Origin of the sequence: Sphingomonas sp. 10B4, from assembly GCF_035019905.1 — a bacterium.
GTDB lineage: Bacteria > Pseudomonadota > Alphaproteobacteria > Sphingomonadales > Sphingomonadaceae > Sphingomonas > Sphingomonas glacialis.
In genome coordinates this window covers 1-15362 of record NZ_JASJVC010000046.1, presented here as the reverse complement: position 1 = coordinate 15362, position 15362 = coordinate 1, and the positions used below count along the sequence as shown (strand labels likewise).

The window sequence follows — 15362 nt, the reverse complement described above, 5'->3', positions numbered from 1 at the left end:
CACCGCGGGCTGCCGCTGATGCGGTGGGTCTCACTGATCAGCCGCGCCATTCCTCGTACAATCGCGCGTTCAGCAATTCGGACGGGGCGCCGGGCAGGGCTTGCAACGGGCGCGGGGAAGGATAGCATCGACGCCATGGCGCATCCGATCACCCGCTTCGCCGACTTCTGGCCGTATTATCTGCGCGAGCATGCGCGGCCGCAGACGCGCGCGCTGCATTATGCGGGCACTGGGCTGACGTTCCTGTTCCTTGCGGTTGCGCTGCAATGGGGCGGGTGGTGGTGGCTGGCGCTGCCGATCGCCGGCTACGGCTTTGCCTGGGGCGCGCATTTCGGCGTCGAGAAGAACCGCCCGGCGACCTTCACCTATCCGCTCTGGTCGCTCGCGAGCGATTACCGGATGTTCTTCCTGTGGCTGAGTGGACGGCTGCGGCCGCATCTGCGCGCGGCGGGGGTGGCCTAGCGCGGTTGCTGGCCGCGACGATGTCGGCGTAGGCGCTCTTCCGTCTAAAAGATTTTCGCGCCAGCGGAGCGGCGCGTCATTGCTTCCCGGCGGAGGACTGAAAGGCGGATTTGTCGTCAGCAAAGCGGCCCTCCATTGCAGGGGCGGACAGGCACGCTATGTCTGCGCGATGCACACCACGCCCAACACGCTCGCACTCATCGGCAACACCCCGCTCGTCCTGTTGAAGGGGCCGAGCGAAGCCGCCGGTGCCGAAATCTACGGCAAATGCGAATTCGCCAACCCTGGTGCCTCGGTCAAGGACCGCGCCGCGCTCGGGATCGTCGAGGATGCCGAGGCGCGCGGGAGCATCGCGCCGGGTGGCACCTTCGTCGAAGGAACTGCGGGCAACACCGGGATCGGGCTCGCGCTCGTCGCCAATGCCAAGGGCTACAAGACGATCATCGTCATGCCCGAGACGCAGAGCCGCGAGAAGATGGACACGCTGCGCGCGCTCGGCGCCGAGCTCGTGCTTGTCCCGGCGGCGCCCTATTCGAACCCTGGCCATTTCGTCCACACCTCGCGCCGGATCGCCGATGAGACCCCGAACGCGGTGTGGGCCAACCAGTTCGACAACATTGCCAACCGCAAGGCGCACATCACCGGCACCGCCGAGGAGATCTGGGCGCAGATGGACGGGCGAATCGACGGCTTCACCTGTGCCGCGGGGACGGGCGGGACGATTGCGGGCGTTGGCCTTGGCCTGAAGGCCAAGGACGAGAAGGTCTGCATCGCACTCAGCGATCCGCACGGCGCTGCGCTGTACGAATATTATGCGCATGGCGAATTGAAGTCGGAAGGGTCGTCGGTCGCCGAAGGAATCGGGCAGGGGCGAATCACCGCGAATCTCGAAGGCGCGCCGATCGACACGCAGTTCCGAATCTCGGATGCCGAGGGGATGGAATGGGTCACGCGGCTGCTCGCCGAGGAAGGGCTGTGCCTCGGGCTTTCCTCGGGAATCAACGTCGCCGGCGCGGTTCGCCTTGCACGCCAAATCGGCACGGGCAGCCGAGTCGCGACGATCCTGTGCGACAGCGGTTTCCGTTACCTATCAACGCTCTACAACCGCGCATGGCTAGAGGCCAAGGGGCTGGTCGTTCCACCTTGGTTACTGCACGATTGATCGCGGGATCGACAACCGTGCCTTAACACGTTACATTTATGCCACAGCTTATGAAAATCATCGCCCAGGATCCGGCTCAGACGAGCCAGCGCGCCAAGGTCGGCATGATCGGTCTCGCCGCCGTTTTGCTGCTCATCGGCCTCGCTTCGGCGATTTTCGCGACTGCCAACCACGATCGGCAAGTCGCGGCGATCGGCAGTGCGCGGCCAGACGTCGTCGCCAATATGGTCGCGGCGAACATCGTCGATCCCAACGCGCCCAAGGAGCCGCTTGCCGAACTCGGCGTCGCGCCGAGCGCTGCCACGCCCGATGGCAATACCGTCGAAACGCGTCCTGCCGCAGCCAACCACTGAGCGTGGGAGCGGTGGGGATTTTACGGGAAACCCACCCGCGACCTGCGGTTTGCGCGGGTGTTCACCTGCGTTTTGCGCCGCATCTTCGAACACAGCGAGAACAACCTGATATGGCGCAAAAATCCTCGAAGCTGAATCGAAGCGATTGAGCTCATTTCCCGGTACATCCCCGGATTTCCCCTTGTGTCCCCGATTGGCCCCATGGTAACTGTTCGCTACAGGGACAGACTTATCTCGCCTGCGCGTCATGCGCTGACACTACAGGCACCGAAATTTGCGATTGGGCACTTTTCGGTTCGGGAGAGGCTTGTCCGCCGTGTGCGGGGGAAGCGTGGAAGACCGGAGCGATTATCAGGGGGAGGGACTGGGACTTGTCGATGACAAGGGCCGGGTCGCGATTCCTGCATCGCTGCGTCAGGCGCTCGCCGCCAACAGCCCGCGCGCCGACGGCAAGGACGGCGGCACCGTTATCATCGGCGTCCATCCCGAGCAGACCTGCCTGCGCGCGTACGATCCGGGCTATGTCCGCATCCTGAAGGCGGAGGTCGAGGATCTCCAGGCGCGCCACATCGCCGAGCACGGCAAGCCCGACTTCAACCTCAAGCGCCGCAACGCCAGCGGTGAAGCCGTGCCGTTCGATGGATCGGGCCGCTTCATCATGCCCGGCTTCCCGCGCGATTATGCGCGGATCGCCGAGAATGCGTTCTTCTGGGGTACGTTCGACTGGATCGACATCTGGGATCCCAAGACGCTGCTCGACGCGGTCGGCGTCGACGATGCGATGCAGGCGGCGTGCCGCTATCATTGCAAGACCAAGGGGATCGCGCTGTGAGCGACGTGATCCAGGCCGATGCCCCGCATATCCCCGTGCTGCTCGACGAAGTGCTCGACGCGCTCGCGATCGAGGCTGGTGAACGCCATGTCGACGCGACCTTTGGTGCGGGCGGCTACACGTCGGGCATGCTCGCGCGCGGCGCGCGCGTCTTCGCCTTCGACCGCGATCCTGATGCGATCGCGGCGGGGGGCGCACTTGTCGATTCCTCCGCCGGTGCGCTGACGCTGATACCGGCGACCTTCTCGGCGCTCGACAGCGAACTCGCAGTGCGAGACGCCATGCCCGTCCAGGGCGTGACGATGGATATCGGCGTTTCGTCGATGCAACTCGATCAGGCCGAGCGCGGCTTCTCGTTCCAGTCCGATGGCCCGCTCGACATGCGGATGAGCCAGGAGGGCATGAGCGCCGCCGACTTCCTCAACACCGCCGACGAAGCCGAGATCGCGCACGTCATCAAGGAATATGGCGAGGAGCCGCGCGCGCGCCGCGTCGCACAGGCGATCGTCTACAATCGCCCGATCGCGCGGACCGGCGAGCTGGCGCGGATCGTGCGCAAGGCGCTCGGCTACAAGCCGCACGACAAGAAGGATCCCGCGACGCGGACCTTCCAGGCGATCCGCATCCACATCAATCGCGAGCTGGGCGAGCTCGAGGACGGCCTCGCCGCCGCCGAACGCGCGCTCGCGCCCGGCGGGCGGCTCGCGATCGTCACCTTCCACAGCCTGGAAGATCGCATGGTCAAGCGCTTCCTGCGCGAACGCTCTGGGTCGCTGCCGTCGGGGTCGCGGCATCTGCCCGAGGTCGCGGCGAAGCACGCCCCCAGTTTCGAAGAGGTCGGTCGCCCGGTGAAGGCGAGCGAGGACGAGATCGCGCGCAACCCCCGCGCGCGATCGGCAACGTTGCGGACGGCACGACGGACCGGTGCCGCCGCATGGTCAGAAGGAAGTTTGTAATGCTGGGTCTTGCGGGCAAGAGTCTCGGTTGGTTCCTCGCCGGCGTCGCGGTGGCGCTCGGCTTCCTGCTGGTGCCGTTACAGGTTGCCGCCGAGCGCAAGCGACTCGACCGCACCGCCGCGGACATCGTCCGCGCCAAGCGCGACATCCGCGCGCTCGAGACCGAGTTCGACACGCGCGCCAACCTTGCCCAGCTCGACAAGTGGAATGCCGAGACGCTGGGGCTGGTCGCGCCTGCGGCGGACCAGTTCGTCGCCGACGAGAGCGCTTTGGCGTCGATCGAACCGACGCAGCGTGGCACGGCGCCGCAAATGGCCTCGTTCGTTCCAGCCGCTCCCGCTGCCGTGGCGATGAGCCAGCAGCCGGTGATCCAGCCTGCGGTCGCGACCGCCGGTGCTCCGGCCGCGCCACGCGCCGCCGCCGCCGCGCCGGCGCAGCGGGTCGCACCAGTGTCGGGTGCGGTCGCGGCGCCCGTGGCCCGTACCGCGATGGCGTCGGTCAGCCGCGAGCGTCCCCGTGCCGCGGTCGCCTTGCTCGATCGCGCCTTGCTCGACGACAGCGTGATCGGCGATCTGCGCAGCAGCGCGCGCGCTGAAAAACGGACCTCTCGATGAGCACGTTGGTCGCCCGCCCCGTCCCCGCCCGTCGCTCGAACGATCAGCGGCATGCGCTGGTTGCGGTGGCGCATGTGCGGCTGATGATGTTGATGCTGCTGATCGCGGCGGGTTTCCTGTTAGTGATCGGGCGGATCGCGTTGCTCGGGCTGTTCGGCGGCCCGGCGAGCGCGGCGACGCTGGCGATCAATCCGGTGGTGCGCGGCGACATTCTCGACCGCAACGGCCAGCCGCTCGCGCGAACGATCGAGGCGTGGACGATCGGCGTGCGCCCGGGTGACGTGCTCGGCGACCGACAGGAACTGGCGGGGCGGCTCGCCGGGCTGATGCCCGAGCATGATTCGGCCTGGTATCTCGACCGGCTGACGATGAAGGCCAAGTTCACCTATCTCGACAAGCACGCCTCGCCCGCGATGGTGAATCAAGTCCACGCGCTCGGCGAACCCGGCATCGTCTTCGCGCGCGAGCCCGAGCGGCTCTATCCGCAATCGACCATGGCGGCGCACGTGCTCGGCTATATCGGGCCGACCGGCACCGATCCCAAGATTCTCGGCCGCGCCGGTGTCGAGCGCGCGTTCGAGCAGCGCCTCACCGATCCGACTCGCCGCGGTGACGCGATCGACCTGTCGATCGATGCGCGCGTGCAAGGCGCGATGGAGAGCGAGCTCAGCCGCGCGATGGTGATGTTCCAGGCGCGTGCGGCGACCGGGCTGGTGCTCGACGTGCGCACCGGCGAAGTGATCGCGATGGCGTCGCTGCCGGTGTACAATCCCAACAAGTTGACCGGCACCACCAGCGACGCTTTGCGCAACAACGTCACGCAATCGGTCTACGAGCTCGGCTCGACCTTCAAGCCGATCACGATGGCGACCGCGATCCAGACCGGCACGATCACGTCGATGGCGCGCCGCTTCGATGCGACCGCGCCGCTCAAGGTCGGCAGCTATACGATCCATGACGAACGCGGCGACCCGAAACGCTGGCTCAACATCCCCGAGACGCTGATCTATTCGTCGAACGTCGCGACCGCGCGGATCGCCGACGAGATCGGCAAGGACAAGCTTTCGGCGATGTTTACCGCGATGGGCTTTGGCGAGCGCCCCTCGATCGAGCTGCGCGAGCGCGCCGGGCCGATCTGGCCGCGCTATTGGGGGCGCACCACGGTGATGACGACGGCGTACGGCCACGGCATCGCGGTGACCCCGCTGCATCTCGCCAATGCCTATGCGACGATGGTCAATGGCGGCATCTGGCGGCCGACGACCTTGCTCAAGGTGGCACCTGGCAAAGCTGCGGCGGGGCGGCGCGTGCTGAGCGAGCAGACCAGCGCGCGGATGCGCCAGCTGCTGCGGCTCGTCTGCCTTTACGGCACCGGGCGCAAGGGCGATGCGCCGGGCTACCGCGTCGGCGGCAAGACCGGGACGGCCGAGGCGGCTTCGAACGGCGGGTACGACCATCATCGCAACGTCGCGACCTTCGTCGCTGCCTTCCCGATGGATGCGCCGCGCTACGTCGTGCTGGCGATGCTCGATTCGCCGCAGGGCACCAAGGAGACGGGCGGCTGGAAGACCGCGGCGTGGAACGCGGCGCCCGTGGTGGGCCGCGTGATCGCGCGCACGGGGGCGATCCTCGGTGTGATGCCCGATACGCGGCGCGAGGTGAATCTCGCCGATCTGCAACCGATGCTGAGCCTGGTCGCGGGTGCCAAGCCCCCGACCGGCGGAGAAGAGCAATGAAGCTTTCGGCGCTGGTTCCCGGCGCCCCGGATACGACCGTGACGGGCTTTGCGATCGACCATCGCAAGGTCGCGCCGGGCGTGGTGTTCGGTGCGTTCCAGGGTGCGGTCGTCAATGGCGAGGATTTTGTCCCCGCCGCGGTGGCCGGTGGCGCGATCGCGGTGGTGGCGCGGCCCGAGGCGGCGGTCGAAGGCGCGCTGCATGTCGCCGATGCCGAGCCGCGGCGCAAATTCGCCGAGCTGGCGGCGCGCTTCTTCGCGCCTTTCCCGCGGATGGCGGTCGCAGTGACAGGGACCAACGGCAAGACCTCGACCGTCGAGATGGTACGCCAATTGTGGCGGATGGCGGGGTTCCATGCCGCCTCGATCGGGACGCTCGGGGTGACGACGGGCGACGATCAGGTCTCGACCGGCCTCACCACGCCCGACGTGGTGACCTTCCTCTCGAACGTCGCGGGGCTGGCGCGCGAGGGCGTGAGCCATGTCGCGTTCGAGGCTTCGTCGCACGGCTTGTCGCAATATCGCACCGAAGGCCTGCGCGTGTCGGCGGCGGCGTTCACCAACCTCAGCCGCGATCATCTCGATTATCACGGCACGATGGAGGCGTATCTCGAGGCCAAGCTGCGATTGTTCTCCGAAGTGCTAGTCGAGGACGGCGTCGCGGTGGTGTGGGCCGATGATCCGATGTCGGCGCGCGTCGCCGAGGTCGCGCGGTCGCGCGGGATCCGGGTGATCTCGGTCGGGACGCAGGGCGAGACGCTCAAGCTCGTCGGACGCGTGCCGACCTTGCTTGGGCAGGGGCTCGCGATCGAAGCCGAGGGTAAGACGTACAAGATCAATCTGCCGCTGATCGGCGCGTACCAGGCGGCCAATGCGCTGGTCTCTGCCGGGCTGGTGATCGCGGCCGGCGGGGATGTGGCAACGACGCTGTCGGCGCTGTCGCGCCTCCAGCCGGTGCGCGGACGGCTCGAGCGCGCGGTGATCGCGCAGAGCGGGGCGCCTGTCTATGTCGATTACGCGCATACCCCGGATGCGCTCGATGCGGCGATCTCGGCGCTCAAGCCGCACGCGGCGGGCAGGCTGATCGTCGTGATCGGCGCGGGCGGCGACCGCGACCAGGGCAAGCGCTCGGCGATGGGTGCGGTCGCGGCGGCGATGGCGGACCAGGTGATCGTCACCGACGACAATCCGCGCTCGGAAGATCCGGCGGCGATCCGCGCGATGGTGCTCGAAGGCGCGCCTGTCGCGACCGAGATCGGTTCGCGCCGCGAGGCGATCGGCGCGGCGATCGCGGCGGCGGGGCCGCAGGACATCGTGCTGATTGCGGGCAAGGGGCATGAACAGGGGCAGCTCGTCGGCGATCTTGTGCTGCCGTTCGACGATGTGAGCGTTGCGCGGGAGATGGCAGCGTGATTTACCCTCGCTTCTCCTGCTTCTTATCCCCCTCCCGCTTGCGGGAGGGGTTAGGGGAGGGGCGTGCCTCAAGCGGCGCGCTCTCTATGTTCGGCACTTCCCTCCCCCAGCCCCTCCCGCAAGCGGGAGGGGAGTTGTGAGCGCGAGTCTCTGGACCTCCGCTGATCTCGCCGCCGCCACCAGCGGCACGGCATCGACACCCTTCACCGCCACCGGCGTCACCTTCGACTCACGCGAAGTCGGCCCCGGCGACCTGTTCATCGCGCTCACCGGCGAAGCAACCGACGGCCACCGCTTCCTACCCCAAGCCTTCGCCCAAGGCGCGGCGGGTGCGATCGTCTCGCAGCCGGTCGAGCATCCGCACGTGCTCGTCGCCGACACGACGGCCGCGCTCGACGCGCTCGCCCGTGCGTCCCGCGCACGGACAGCGGCGAAGATCATCGGCGTCACCGGATCGGTCGGCAAGACCGGCACGAAGGAAGCGCTCTTCGCAGCGCTCGATCGCGGCGCGCGCGGGGCGGCGCATCGCTCGGTCAAGAGCTACAACAACCATACCGGCGTGCCGCTCAGCCTGTCGCGGATGCCAGCCGAAACCCGCTTCGGCGTGTTCGAAATGGGCATGAACCACGCAGGCGAACTCAGCGCACTCACCCAGCTCGTCCGCCCGCACGTCGCGATCGTCACGACGATCGCGCCTGCGCACACCGCTTTCTTCCGCGACGAAGCCGCGATCGCCGATGCCAAAGGCGAGATCTTCCAAGGCCTCGAACCCGGCGGCGTCGCGATCGTGCCGTATGACAGCCCGCACCGCGACCGCTTGGTCGCCGCCGCCGCGCCGCATGCCGCGCGGACCGTGACCTTCGGGCTCGACAAGGGCGCCGACGTCCGCGCGATCGAATCGATGCGGCTGGCAAGCGGCGCGACCTTCGTGACCGCGGTGGTGGGCGAGCGCGAGCTGAGCTTCACGATCAGCCAGCCCGGGCAGCATTGGGTGTCGAACAGCCTCGCGGTGCTGGCAGCGGTCGACGCGGTCGGCGGCGATCTCGCCGCGGCAGGGCTTGCGCTTGCCGAGCTCGGCGGGCTCGCCGGGCGCGGCGCGCGTTTCACGATGCCGCTCGGCGATGGTGACGCGCTGGTGATCGACGAAAGCTACAACGCCAATCCGTCGTCGATGCGCGCGACGCTCGCCGTCCTCGGCGCCGAGCGCGCGACGCGCAAGATCGTCGTGCTCGGCGAAATGCGCGAACTCGGCGAGCGTTCGGACGGCTATCATGCCGCATTGCTCGAGCCGATTCTTGCGGCCGGGGTCGAAGCGGGCATTCTTGTCGGTGAAGCGATGGCGCCGCTGGCAAACGTGCTTGAGGGGAAGGGTGATTTCGTCCATGTCGCCGACGCCGCCGCGGCGCGCGCCAGTCTTTTGAAGTTGCTGGCACCGGGCGATGCGGTACTCATCAAGGGATCGAACGGCGTAGGGCTCTCGGCAATTGTCGCCGACCTGCGAAGCAGGATACCGGAAAACCTGCGGGGCGGGACACTTTAATGCTCTATTTCATCGCCGATTATTTGGGTTTCCCCGGGCTACTCAATCTCATCCGGTACCAGAGCTTCCGCACCGGCGCCGCGGTCGCGACGTCGCTGTTCCTCGGCTTGCTGATCGGCCCACGCTTCATCGGCTGGCTGCGGCTGCGCCAGGGCAAGGGGCAGCCGATTCGCAGCGACGGCCCGCAATCGCATCTCGCCAAGCGCGGCACGCCGACGATGGGCGGGCTGATGATCCTGACCTCGATGGTCGCCTCGATCCTGCTGTGGATGGATCTTTCGAGCCCGTATGTCTGGGCATGCACCTTCGTGACGCTCGGCTTCGGCGCGATCGGGTTCCTCGACGACTATGACAAGGTCCGCAAGGCGAGCACGGCGGGCGTGTCGAGCCGGATGCGGCTGATCGGCGAGTTCGTCATCGCCGGGATCGCCGCGATGCTGATCGTCCACCAGAACGGGACGCATCTCTATCTGCCGTTCTACACCGGGTCGGTGATCGATCTCGGCTATTTCTACGTCGTGTTCGCGGCGTTCACGATCGTGGCGTTCGGCAATGCGGTGAACTTGACCGACGGGCTCGATGGCCTCGCGACGATGCCCGTCATCATCGCGAGCGTCGCCTTCATGGCGATCGTCTATCTCGTCGGGCGCGCCGATTTCGCGCATTATCTTGGCATTCCGCATGTGCCGCACGCCGGCGACCTCGCGATCTTCTGCGGGGCGATCGTGGGGGCGGGACTTGCCTTCCTGTGGTTCAACGCGCCGCCTGCCGCGGTCTTCATGGGCGATACCGGGAGCCTTGCGCTCGGCGGCGCGCTCGGCGCGATTTCGGTCGTCGCGCATCACGAGATCGTGCTCGGCATCATCGGCGGGTTGTTCGTCGTCGAGGCGATGTCGGTCATCATCCAGGTGTTCTTCTACAAGCGCACCGGGAAACGCGTCTTCAAGATGGCGCCGATCCACCATCATTTCGAGCAGCTCGGCTGGAGCGAGCCGACCGTCGTGATCCGATTCTGGATCATCGCGCTGGTGCTCGCGCTGGCGGGGCTTTCGACGTTGAAATTGCGGTGATCGTCTCGCCCCTCTGGCGCGGCAAGAGCTTCGCTGTGCTGGGGCTCGCACGCTCGGGCGCAGCGAGCGTGCACGCGTTGCTCGCTGGCGGCGCGCGAGTCGTTGCGTGGGATTCGGATGAGCAGCGGCGCGACCACATCCGCGCTCGCACAGTCGGGCAAGATCTGGTGTTGGCCGACCCGCTCGAGGTCGATCTTGCCGATTTCGACGCGTTGATCGTCTCCCCCGGCGTTCCGCTCAACCGTCATCCCGTCGCCGCGAAGGCGCGCGCCGCCGGCATTCCGATCATCGGCGATATCGAACTGTTCGCGCAGGCGCGGCCGGCGCTCCCCGCGCACAAGGTCGTCGGCATCACCGGGACCAACGGCAAGTCGACCACCACCGCGCTCGTCCACCACATCCTGCAGAGCGCGGGGATCTCCAGCCTGATGGGCGGCAATATCGGCCTGCCGGTCCTCGAACAGACGCCGTTGCCCGAAGGCGGCGTCTATGTGCTCGAACTGTCGAGCTACCAGATCGACCTTACCGTCAGCCTCGATTGCGAAGTCGCGGTGCTGCTCAACCTGACGCCCGACCATCTCGACCGTTATGACGGGTTTGCCGCGTACGCCGCGTCGAAGGCAGGGCTGTTCGCGATGCAGGCCACGACGCACGACGCCATTATCGGCATCGGCGATACCCCCTCGGCGCTGATCGCGCGCAGCCTTTCGGGACGTGGCGAGCATCTCACCAAGATCGCGCCGGGCGTGTGCATGGACCAGTCGCGCTGGCCAAGCCTGCAGGGGCCGCACAATGCGCAGAACGCGCTCGCCGCGATTGCGGTATGCCAGGCGCTCGGCGTGCCCGAGGCGATGATCGATCGCGGGCTCGAAAGCTTCGCCGGCCTGCCGCACCGGATGGAGCGCGTCGCGGTGCGGGGCGGCGTCACGTTCGTCAACGACAGCAAGGCGACCAACCCCGAATCGACCGCGCCCGCGCTCGCGGCGTTCACGCGGATCCACTGGATCCTCGGCGGCAAGGCCAAGTCGGACGATCTCGACGCCTGCGCTCCGTCGTTCGGCCATGTCGTCCACGCTTATACTATCGGCGACGCCGCCCAGACGTTCGCCGCGATCCTCGACGGCAAGATCCCCGTGACGGTGAGCGGCGACCTCGCCACCGCCGTCGCGCAGGCCGCCGCCAACACGCAGCCGGGCGACACCGTCCTGCTGTCGCCGGCGTGCGCCTCGTTCGACCAGTTCCGCGATTTCGAGGATCGCGGCGACCAGTTCCGCGCCGCGGTCGAGGCGCTGGCGTGACCGAGCAGCGCACCCCGCCTCCAAAGCTGTGGAAGAGCATGAAGCATCGCGGCGGTCGGGGAGACCGCTCGGCGCTCGGCATGTGGTTCTGGGATATCGACCGGATGCTGCTGCTGCTGACGCTGCTGCTGGTGGCGGTCGGGCTCGTTGCGGTCGGTGCGGCGTCGCCTGCCGCTGCGACACGCTATTCGGACGGCAAGCATGTCGTCCCGCCGCTGTTCTATTTGTGGTGGCAGCTCGCCTGGGTCGGCGTGTCGCTCCCCGTGCTGCTCGTCGTCTCGATGCTGCCCGTGCCGGTCGCGCGACGGATGGCGTTGATCGGCACAGTCGCGTGTCTGATATTGCTGATGCTCGTGCCGGTGATCGGCGTGCAGAAGAACGGCGCGACGCGCTGGCTCAACCTCGGCGTATCGCTGCTCCAGCCGTCCGAGTTCCTCAAACCCTTCTTCATCGTCACCGCCGCCTGGGTGCTGTCGATGCGCGCGCAGGACGAATCGCTGCCGGTGGTCATGATCACCGGCGGGATGACCGCGCTCGTCGCGCTGTTGCTGATGCTCCAGCCCGATTTCGGGCAGACCGTGGTGTTCTGCGCGGTGTGGATGGCGTTGCTGATGATCTCGGGCACGTCGCCCAAGGTGATCGGCGGGCTGATCGCCGCAGTGCCGCTGGGGCTGGGGGCGGCCTATATGTTCTACGGGACGGCACGCGCGCGGATCAACGCGTTCCTGTTCCCCGATGCAGACGGCATCGGCGCGGCCGACCATTTCCAGACCAATGCCGCGCACGACACGATCACCGCGGGCGGCTGGCGCGGGACCGGCCCTGGCGGCGGCGCAATGAAGTTCCGGCTGCCCGAGGGGCATACCGACTATATTTTCTCGGTGATCGGCGAGGAATTCGGGCTGATCGCGTGCATGATCATCGCGTTTCTGTTCCTTGCAATCGTCGTACGGGTGTTCGTCAAGTTGCTCGACGAGCAGGACGAATTCCGCCTGTTCGCCGCCGCCGGGCTCGCGACGCAGTTCGGCGTGCAGGCGCTGATTTCGATGGCGGTCAACACCGGGCTCGCGCCGTCGAAGGGGATGACGCTGCCCTTCATCAGCTATGGCGGATCGTCGCTTGTCGCGCTGTCGATCGGGATGGGGTTGCTGCTGGCGTTTACCCGGCGCAATCCGTTCGTTACGCGATCCAAATATATCGCGCATCGGAGCGGCATATAATGGCAAAGCATTTCGTATTGGCAGCAGGCGGCACCGGCGGGCACATGGTCCCGGCCGCCGCCCTTGCCGCCGAGCTGATCCAGCGTGGGCATTATGTCGCGCTCGTCAGCGATGAGCGCGGCGTGCGCTTTCCCGGGCTGTTCGAGGGGATCCAGACGCATATCCTCCCGGCCGGACGCCTCACCGGCGGGCCGATCGGCTATCTGAAGGCGGCGCGCGCGATGCTCAACGGGCGCGCGATGGCGATCGAGCTGTACAAGAGCTTTCGCCCCGATGCGGTGATCGGCTTTGGGGGGTATCCGGCGCTCCCGGCGCTGCTCGGCGCGTTCAACCACGGCATTCCGACTGCGGTGCACGAACAGAACGCCGTGCTCGGCCGCGTCAACCGGCTCGTCGCAGGCAAGGTCGATGCGATCGCCACGTCCTACGCCGACGTTGCTCGGCTCAAGCCGAAGTTGCAGGCGAAGACGCATCTCGTCGGCAATCCGGTGCGCGACGCGGTGCTCGCCTTGCGCTCCAAGCCGTATCCGCTGCTCGAGGAGGACGGTATCTTCCGCGTCCTCGTCACCGGCGGGAGCCAGGGCGCGAGCGTCCTCTCGCAGGTCGTCCCCGACGGCCTTTCGATGTTGCCCGTCGCCTTTCGGCGGCGTCTGCAAGTCACCCACCAGGCGCGGATCGAGGATATCGAGGCCTGCCGCGCCAAATATGCCGAGCTGTCGATTGCCGCTGACCTTGCCACGTACTTGCCCGACATGCCCGAACAGCTTGCCTGGGCGCATCTCGTGATCGCCCGCGCAGGGGCCTCGACGCTCGCCGAACTGACCTGTGCCGGGCGTCCGGCGATCCTCGTGCCGCTCCCCTCGGCGACCGACGATCACCAGACCGCCAATGCGCGCGAGATGACGCAAGCGGGCGGCGCGCGGACGATCGATCAGCGTCACTTCACCCCGGTCGAGCTTGCCAAGCAGATGCAGAAGCTCGGGCTCGACCCCGAAGCGCTGCAGAACGCCGCCGGGCGTGCGCGGGCGTGCGGGCGGCCCGATGCCGTGCGCGACCTTGCCAATCTGGTCGAGAGCCTCGGCGATCCGCTCGGCGACATGCCGATCGGCAAGCCGCAGCCCGTAAAGGCAGCATTCGCATGAGGGGCGTCGCAACCGACATCGGGACGATCCACTTCGTCGGCATTGGCGGCATCGGCATGTCGGGCATCGCCGAGGTGATGAAGAACCTCGGCTATGCGGTGCAGGGCTCGGACGTCGCCGAGGGCTATGTCGTCGAAGGTCTGCGCGCGCGTGGCATCAAGGTGCTGATCGGGCACCATGCTGACAATCTCGGCGATGCCGCGGTGATCGTCACGTCGACCGCGATCAAACGCGGCAACCCCGAAGTCGAGGCCGCGCTCGAACGGCGCATCCCGGTGGTGCGGCGCGCGGAGATGCTCGCCGAGCTGATGCGGCTGAAATCGACCGTCGCGGTTGCCGGGACGCATGGCAAAACGACGACGACGTCGATGGTCGCGGCGCTGCTCGATGCGGGCGGGGTCGATCCAACCGTGATCAATGGCGGGATCATCAATTCCTACGGCTCGAACGCGCGCCTCGGCGCGAGCGACTGGATGGTGGTCGAGGCCGACGAGAGCGACGGCAGCTTCCTGCGTTTGGACGGGACGATCGCGGTCGTCACCAATATCGATCCCGAGCATCTCGACCACTATGGCTCGTTCGACGCGGTGAAGGATGCGTTCGTCGAGTTCGTCGAGAACGTGCCCTTCTATGGCGCGGCCTTGCTGTGCCTCGATCATCCCGAAGTGCAGAACATCATTCCGCGCGTCCGCGACCGGCGTGTCGTGACCTACGGTTTTTCGGCGCAGTCCGACGTGCGCGGGGTGAACGTCACCCCGATCCCCGGGGGCAACCGCTTCGAGGTGATCGTGCGACACCGTGACGGGACGACGCGCTCGATCGAGGGGATCGAAATGCCGATGCCGGGGCGCCACAACGTCCAGAACGCGCTCGCCGCGATCGGCGTGGCGCTCGAGCTCGGGATCGACGATGCGACGATCCAGCAGGGGTTCGCCAAGTTCGGCGGGGTGAAGCGGCGCTTTACCAAGGTGGGCGAGACGGGTGGCGTCACGATCATCGACGATTACGGGCATCACCCGGTCGAGATCCGTGCAGTGCTGTCGGCAGCGCGCGAGGGCGTCGAAAATCGCGTGATCGCGGTGGTGCAGCCGCATCGCTTCTCGCGATTGGGCGATCTAATGGAGGAGTTTCAGGGCGCGTTCAACGATGCCGACATGGTGTTCGTGGCGCCGGTCTATGCGGCGGGCGAAGCGCCGGTCGAGGGGGTCGATGCCGAGGCTTTGGTCGAGGGGTTGAAGCGGCGCGGGCATCGCTCTGCGGCGACGATCGCCGGGCCCGAGGCGCTTGCGGCGCGGCTGGCCGAGGTCGTGCAGACGGGTGATATGGTGGTCTGCCTGGGGGCAGGGGATATTACCAAGTGGGCTGCAGGTTTGGCGGCTGGTATCGAGGCTGCGCGATGAGCGTGCGCGAGTCTTCTCTGTCTTCTCCTGCTGCTTCTTCCCCCCTCCCGCTCGCGGGAGGGGCTGGGGGAGGGCCTTCTTCTTCAGGCGTTGCCCAAGCGTCCAGGTCATTCCCTCCCCTAACCCAGTCCGAGGTCGGTCATGCCCTGTCTCTTATACACATCT

General features: G+C 67.2%; 14 protein-coding genes. All 14 read left to right on the top strand.

Annotated elements, in window-relative coordinates; genetic code table 11:
* Positions 1-135: 135 nt before the first annotated feature.
* Entirely contained in the window at positions 136-462 is a 327-nt protein-coding gene (locus tag QN347_RS13355; protein ID WP_189675491.1) for a DUF962 domain-containing protein, read from the top strand.
* 169 nt (positions 463-631) lie between these two features.
* Entirely contained in the window at positions 632-1624 is a 993-nt protein-coding gene (locus tag QN347_RS13350; RefSeq protein ID WP_133190030.1) for a cysteine synthase A, read from the top strand.
* A 50-nt stretch (positions 1625-1674) separates the two neighbouring features.
* The gene (locus tag QN347_RS13345; protein ID WP_133190028.1) at positions 1675-1977 is read left to right on the top strand and encodes a hypothetical protein; all 303 of its coding nucleotides are present in this window, start codon (positions 1675-1677) and stop codon (positions 1975-1977) included.
* Between the two features lie 331 nt (positions 1978-2308).
* Positions 2309-2809 carry a division/cell wall cluster transcriptional repressor MraZ gene (locus QN347_RS13340; protein WP_133190026.1) on the top strand — a complete coding sequence of 167 codons (501 nt, stop codon included), beginning with the start codon at positions 2309-2311 and terminating at the stop codon, positions 2807-2809.
* Positions 2806-3765 (top strand): 16S rRNA (cytosine(1402)-N(4))-methyltransferase RsmH, encoded by a 960-nt coding sequence (rsmH, locus tag QN347_RS13335; protein WP_322160497.1) that lies wholly within the window; start codon positions 2806-2808, stop codon positions 3763-3765. The genes QN347_RS13340 and rsmH overlap by 4 nt, the downstream gene beginning before the upstream one ends.
* On the top strand, positions 3765-4379 hold the full coding sequence (locus QN347_RS13330) for a hypothetical protein (RefSeq protein ID WP_322160495.1): 615 nt from the start codon (positions 3765-3767) through the stop codon (positions 4377-4379). Before rsmH ends, QN347_RS13330 begins: the two co-directional genes overlap by 1 nt.
* Positions 4376-6115, top strand: a complete 1740-nt coding sequence (locus QN347_RS13325; RefSeq protein ID WP_322160494.1) for a penicillin-binding protein 2 — start codon at positions 4376-4378, stop codon at positions 6113-6115. Before QN347_RS13330 ends, QN347_RS13325 begins: the two co-directional genes overlap by 4 nt.
* Positions 6112-7527, top strand: a complete 1416-nt coding sequence (locus tag QN347_RS13320) for a UDP-N-acetylmuramoyl-L-alanyl-D-glutamate--2,6-diaminopimelate ligase (RefSeq protein ID WP_322160492.1) — start codon at positions 6112-6114, stop codon at positions 7525-7527. The genes QN347_RS13325 and QN347_RS13320 overlap by 4 nt, the downstream gene beginning before the upstream one ends.
* A gap of 136 nt (positions 7528-7663) precedes the next feature.
* Positions 7664-9067 (top strand): UDP-N-acetylmuramoyl-tripeptide--D-alanyl-D-alanine ligase, encoded by a 1404-nt coding sequence (locus tag QN347_RS13315; RefSeq protein ID WP_322160490.1) that lies wholly within the window; start codon positions 7664-7666, stop codon positions 9065-9067.
* A complete protein-coding gene (gene mraY / locus QN347_RS13310; protein WP_133190014.1) occupies positions 9067-10137 on the top strand; it encodes a phospho-N-acetylmuramoyl-pentapeptide-transferase in 1071 nt (356 codons plus the stop codon). Before QN347_RS13315 ends, mraY begins: the two co-directional genes overlap by 1 nt.
* Positions 10134-11435, top strand: coding sequence for a UDP-N-acetylmuramoyl-L-alanine--D-glutamate ligase (gene murD, locus QN347_RS13305; RefSeq protein ID WP_322160489.1), 1302 nt, complete (start codon positions 10134-10136; stop codon positions 11433-11435). Before mraY ends, murD begins: the two co-directional genes overlap by 4 nt.
* Positions 11436-11473: 38 nt before the next feature.
* On the top strand, positions 11474-12655 hold the full coding sequence (locus QN347_RS13300; RefSeq protein ID WP_133192062.1) for an FtsW/RodA/SpoVE family cell cycle protein: 1182 nt from the start codon (positions 11474-11476) through the stop codon (positions 12653-12655).
* A complete protein-coding gene (murG, locus tag QN347_RS13295) occupies positions 12655-13797 on the top strand; it encodes an undecaprenyldiphospho-muramoylpentapeptide beta-N-acetylglucosaminyltransferase (RefSeq protein WP_322160487.1) in 1143 nt (380 codons plus the stop codon). Before QN347_RS13300 ends, murG begins: the two co-directional genes overlap by 1 nt.
* Positions 13794-15197: a UDP-N-acetylmuramate--L-alanine ligase gene (gene murC, locus QN347_RS13290; RefSeq protein WP_322160486.1), complete on the top strand. Its 1404-nt coding sequence runs from the start codon at positions 13794-13796 to the stop codon at positions 15195-15197. The genes murG and murC overlap by 4 nt, the downstream gene beginning before the upstream one ends.
* Positions 15198-15362 lie beyond the last annotated feature (165 nt).

What these genes read in the sequence shown, in the direction of transcription:
- QN347_RS13355 (WP_189675491.1), top strand. Translation starts at nt 136, where the DNA reads ATGGCGCATCCGATCACCCGCTTCGCCGACTTCTGGCCGTATTATCTG.
- QN347_RS13350 (WP_133190030.1), top strand. Translation starts at nt 632, where the DNA reads ATGCACACCACGCCCAACACGCTCGCACTCATCGGCAACACCCCGCTC.
- QN347_RS13345 (WP_133190028.1), top strand. Translation starts at nt 1,675, where the DNA reads ATGAAAATCATCGCCCAGGATCCGGCTCAGACGAGCCAGCGCGCCAAG.
- QN347_RS13330 (WP_322160495.1), top strand. Translation starts at nt 3,765, where the DNA reads ATGCTGGGTCTTGCGGGCAAGAGTCTCGGTTGGTTCCTCGCCGGCGTC.
- QN347_RS13325 (WP_322160494.1), top strand. Translation starts at nt 4,376, where the DNA reads ATGAGCACGTTGGTCGCCCGCCCCGTCCCCGCCCGTCGCTCGAACGAT.
- QN347_RS13320 (WP_322160492.1), top strand. Translation starts at nt 6,112, where the DNA reads ATGAAGCTTTCGGCGCTGGTTCCCGGCGCCCCGGATACGACCGTGACG.
- mraY (WP_133190014.1), top strand. Translation starts at nt 9,067, where the DNA reads ATGCTCTATTTCATCGCCGATTATTTGGGTTTCCCCGGGCTACTCAAT.
- QN347_RS13300 (WP_133192062.1), top strand. Translation starts at nt 11,474, where the DNA reads ATGAAGCATCGCGGCGGTCGGGGAGACCGCTCGGCGCTCGGCATGTGG.
- murG (WP_322160487.1), top strand. Translation starts at nt 12,655, where the DNA reads ATGGCAAAGCATTTCGTATTGGCAGCAGGCGGCACCGGCGGGCACATG.
- murC (WP_322160486.1), top strand. Translation starts at nt 13,794, where the DNA reads ATGAGGGGCGTCGCAACCGACATCGGGACGATCCACTTCGTCGGCATT.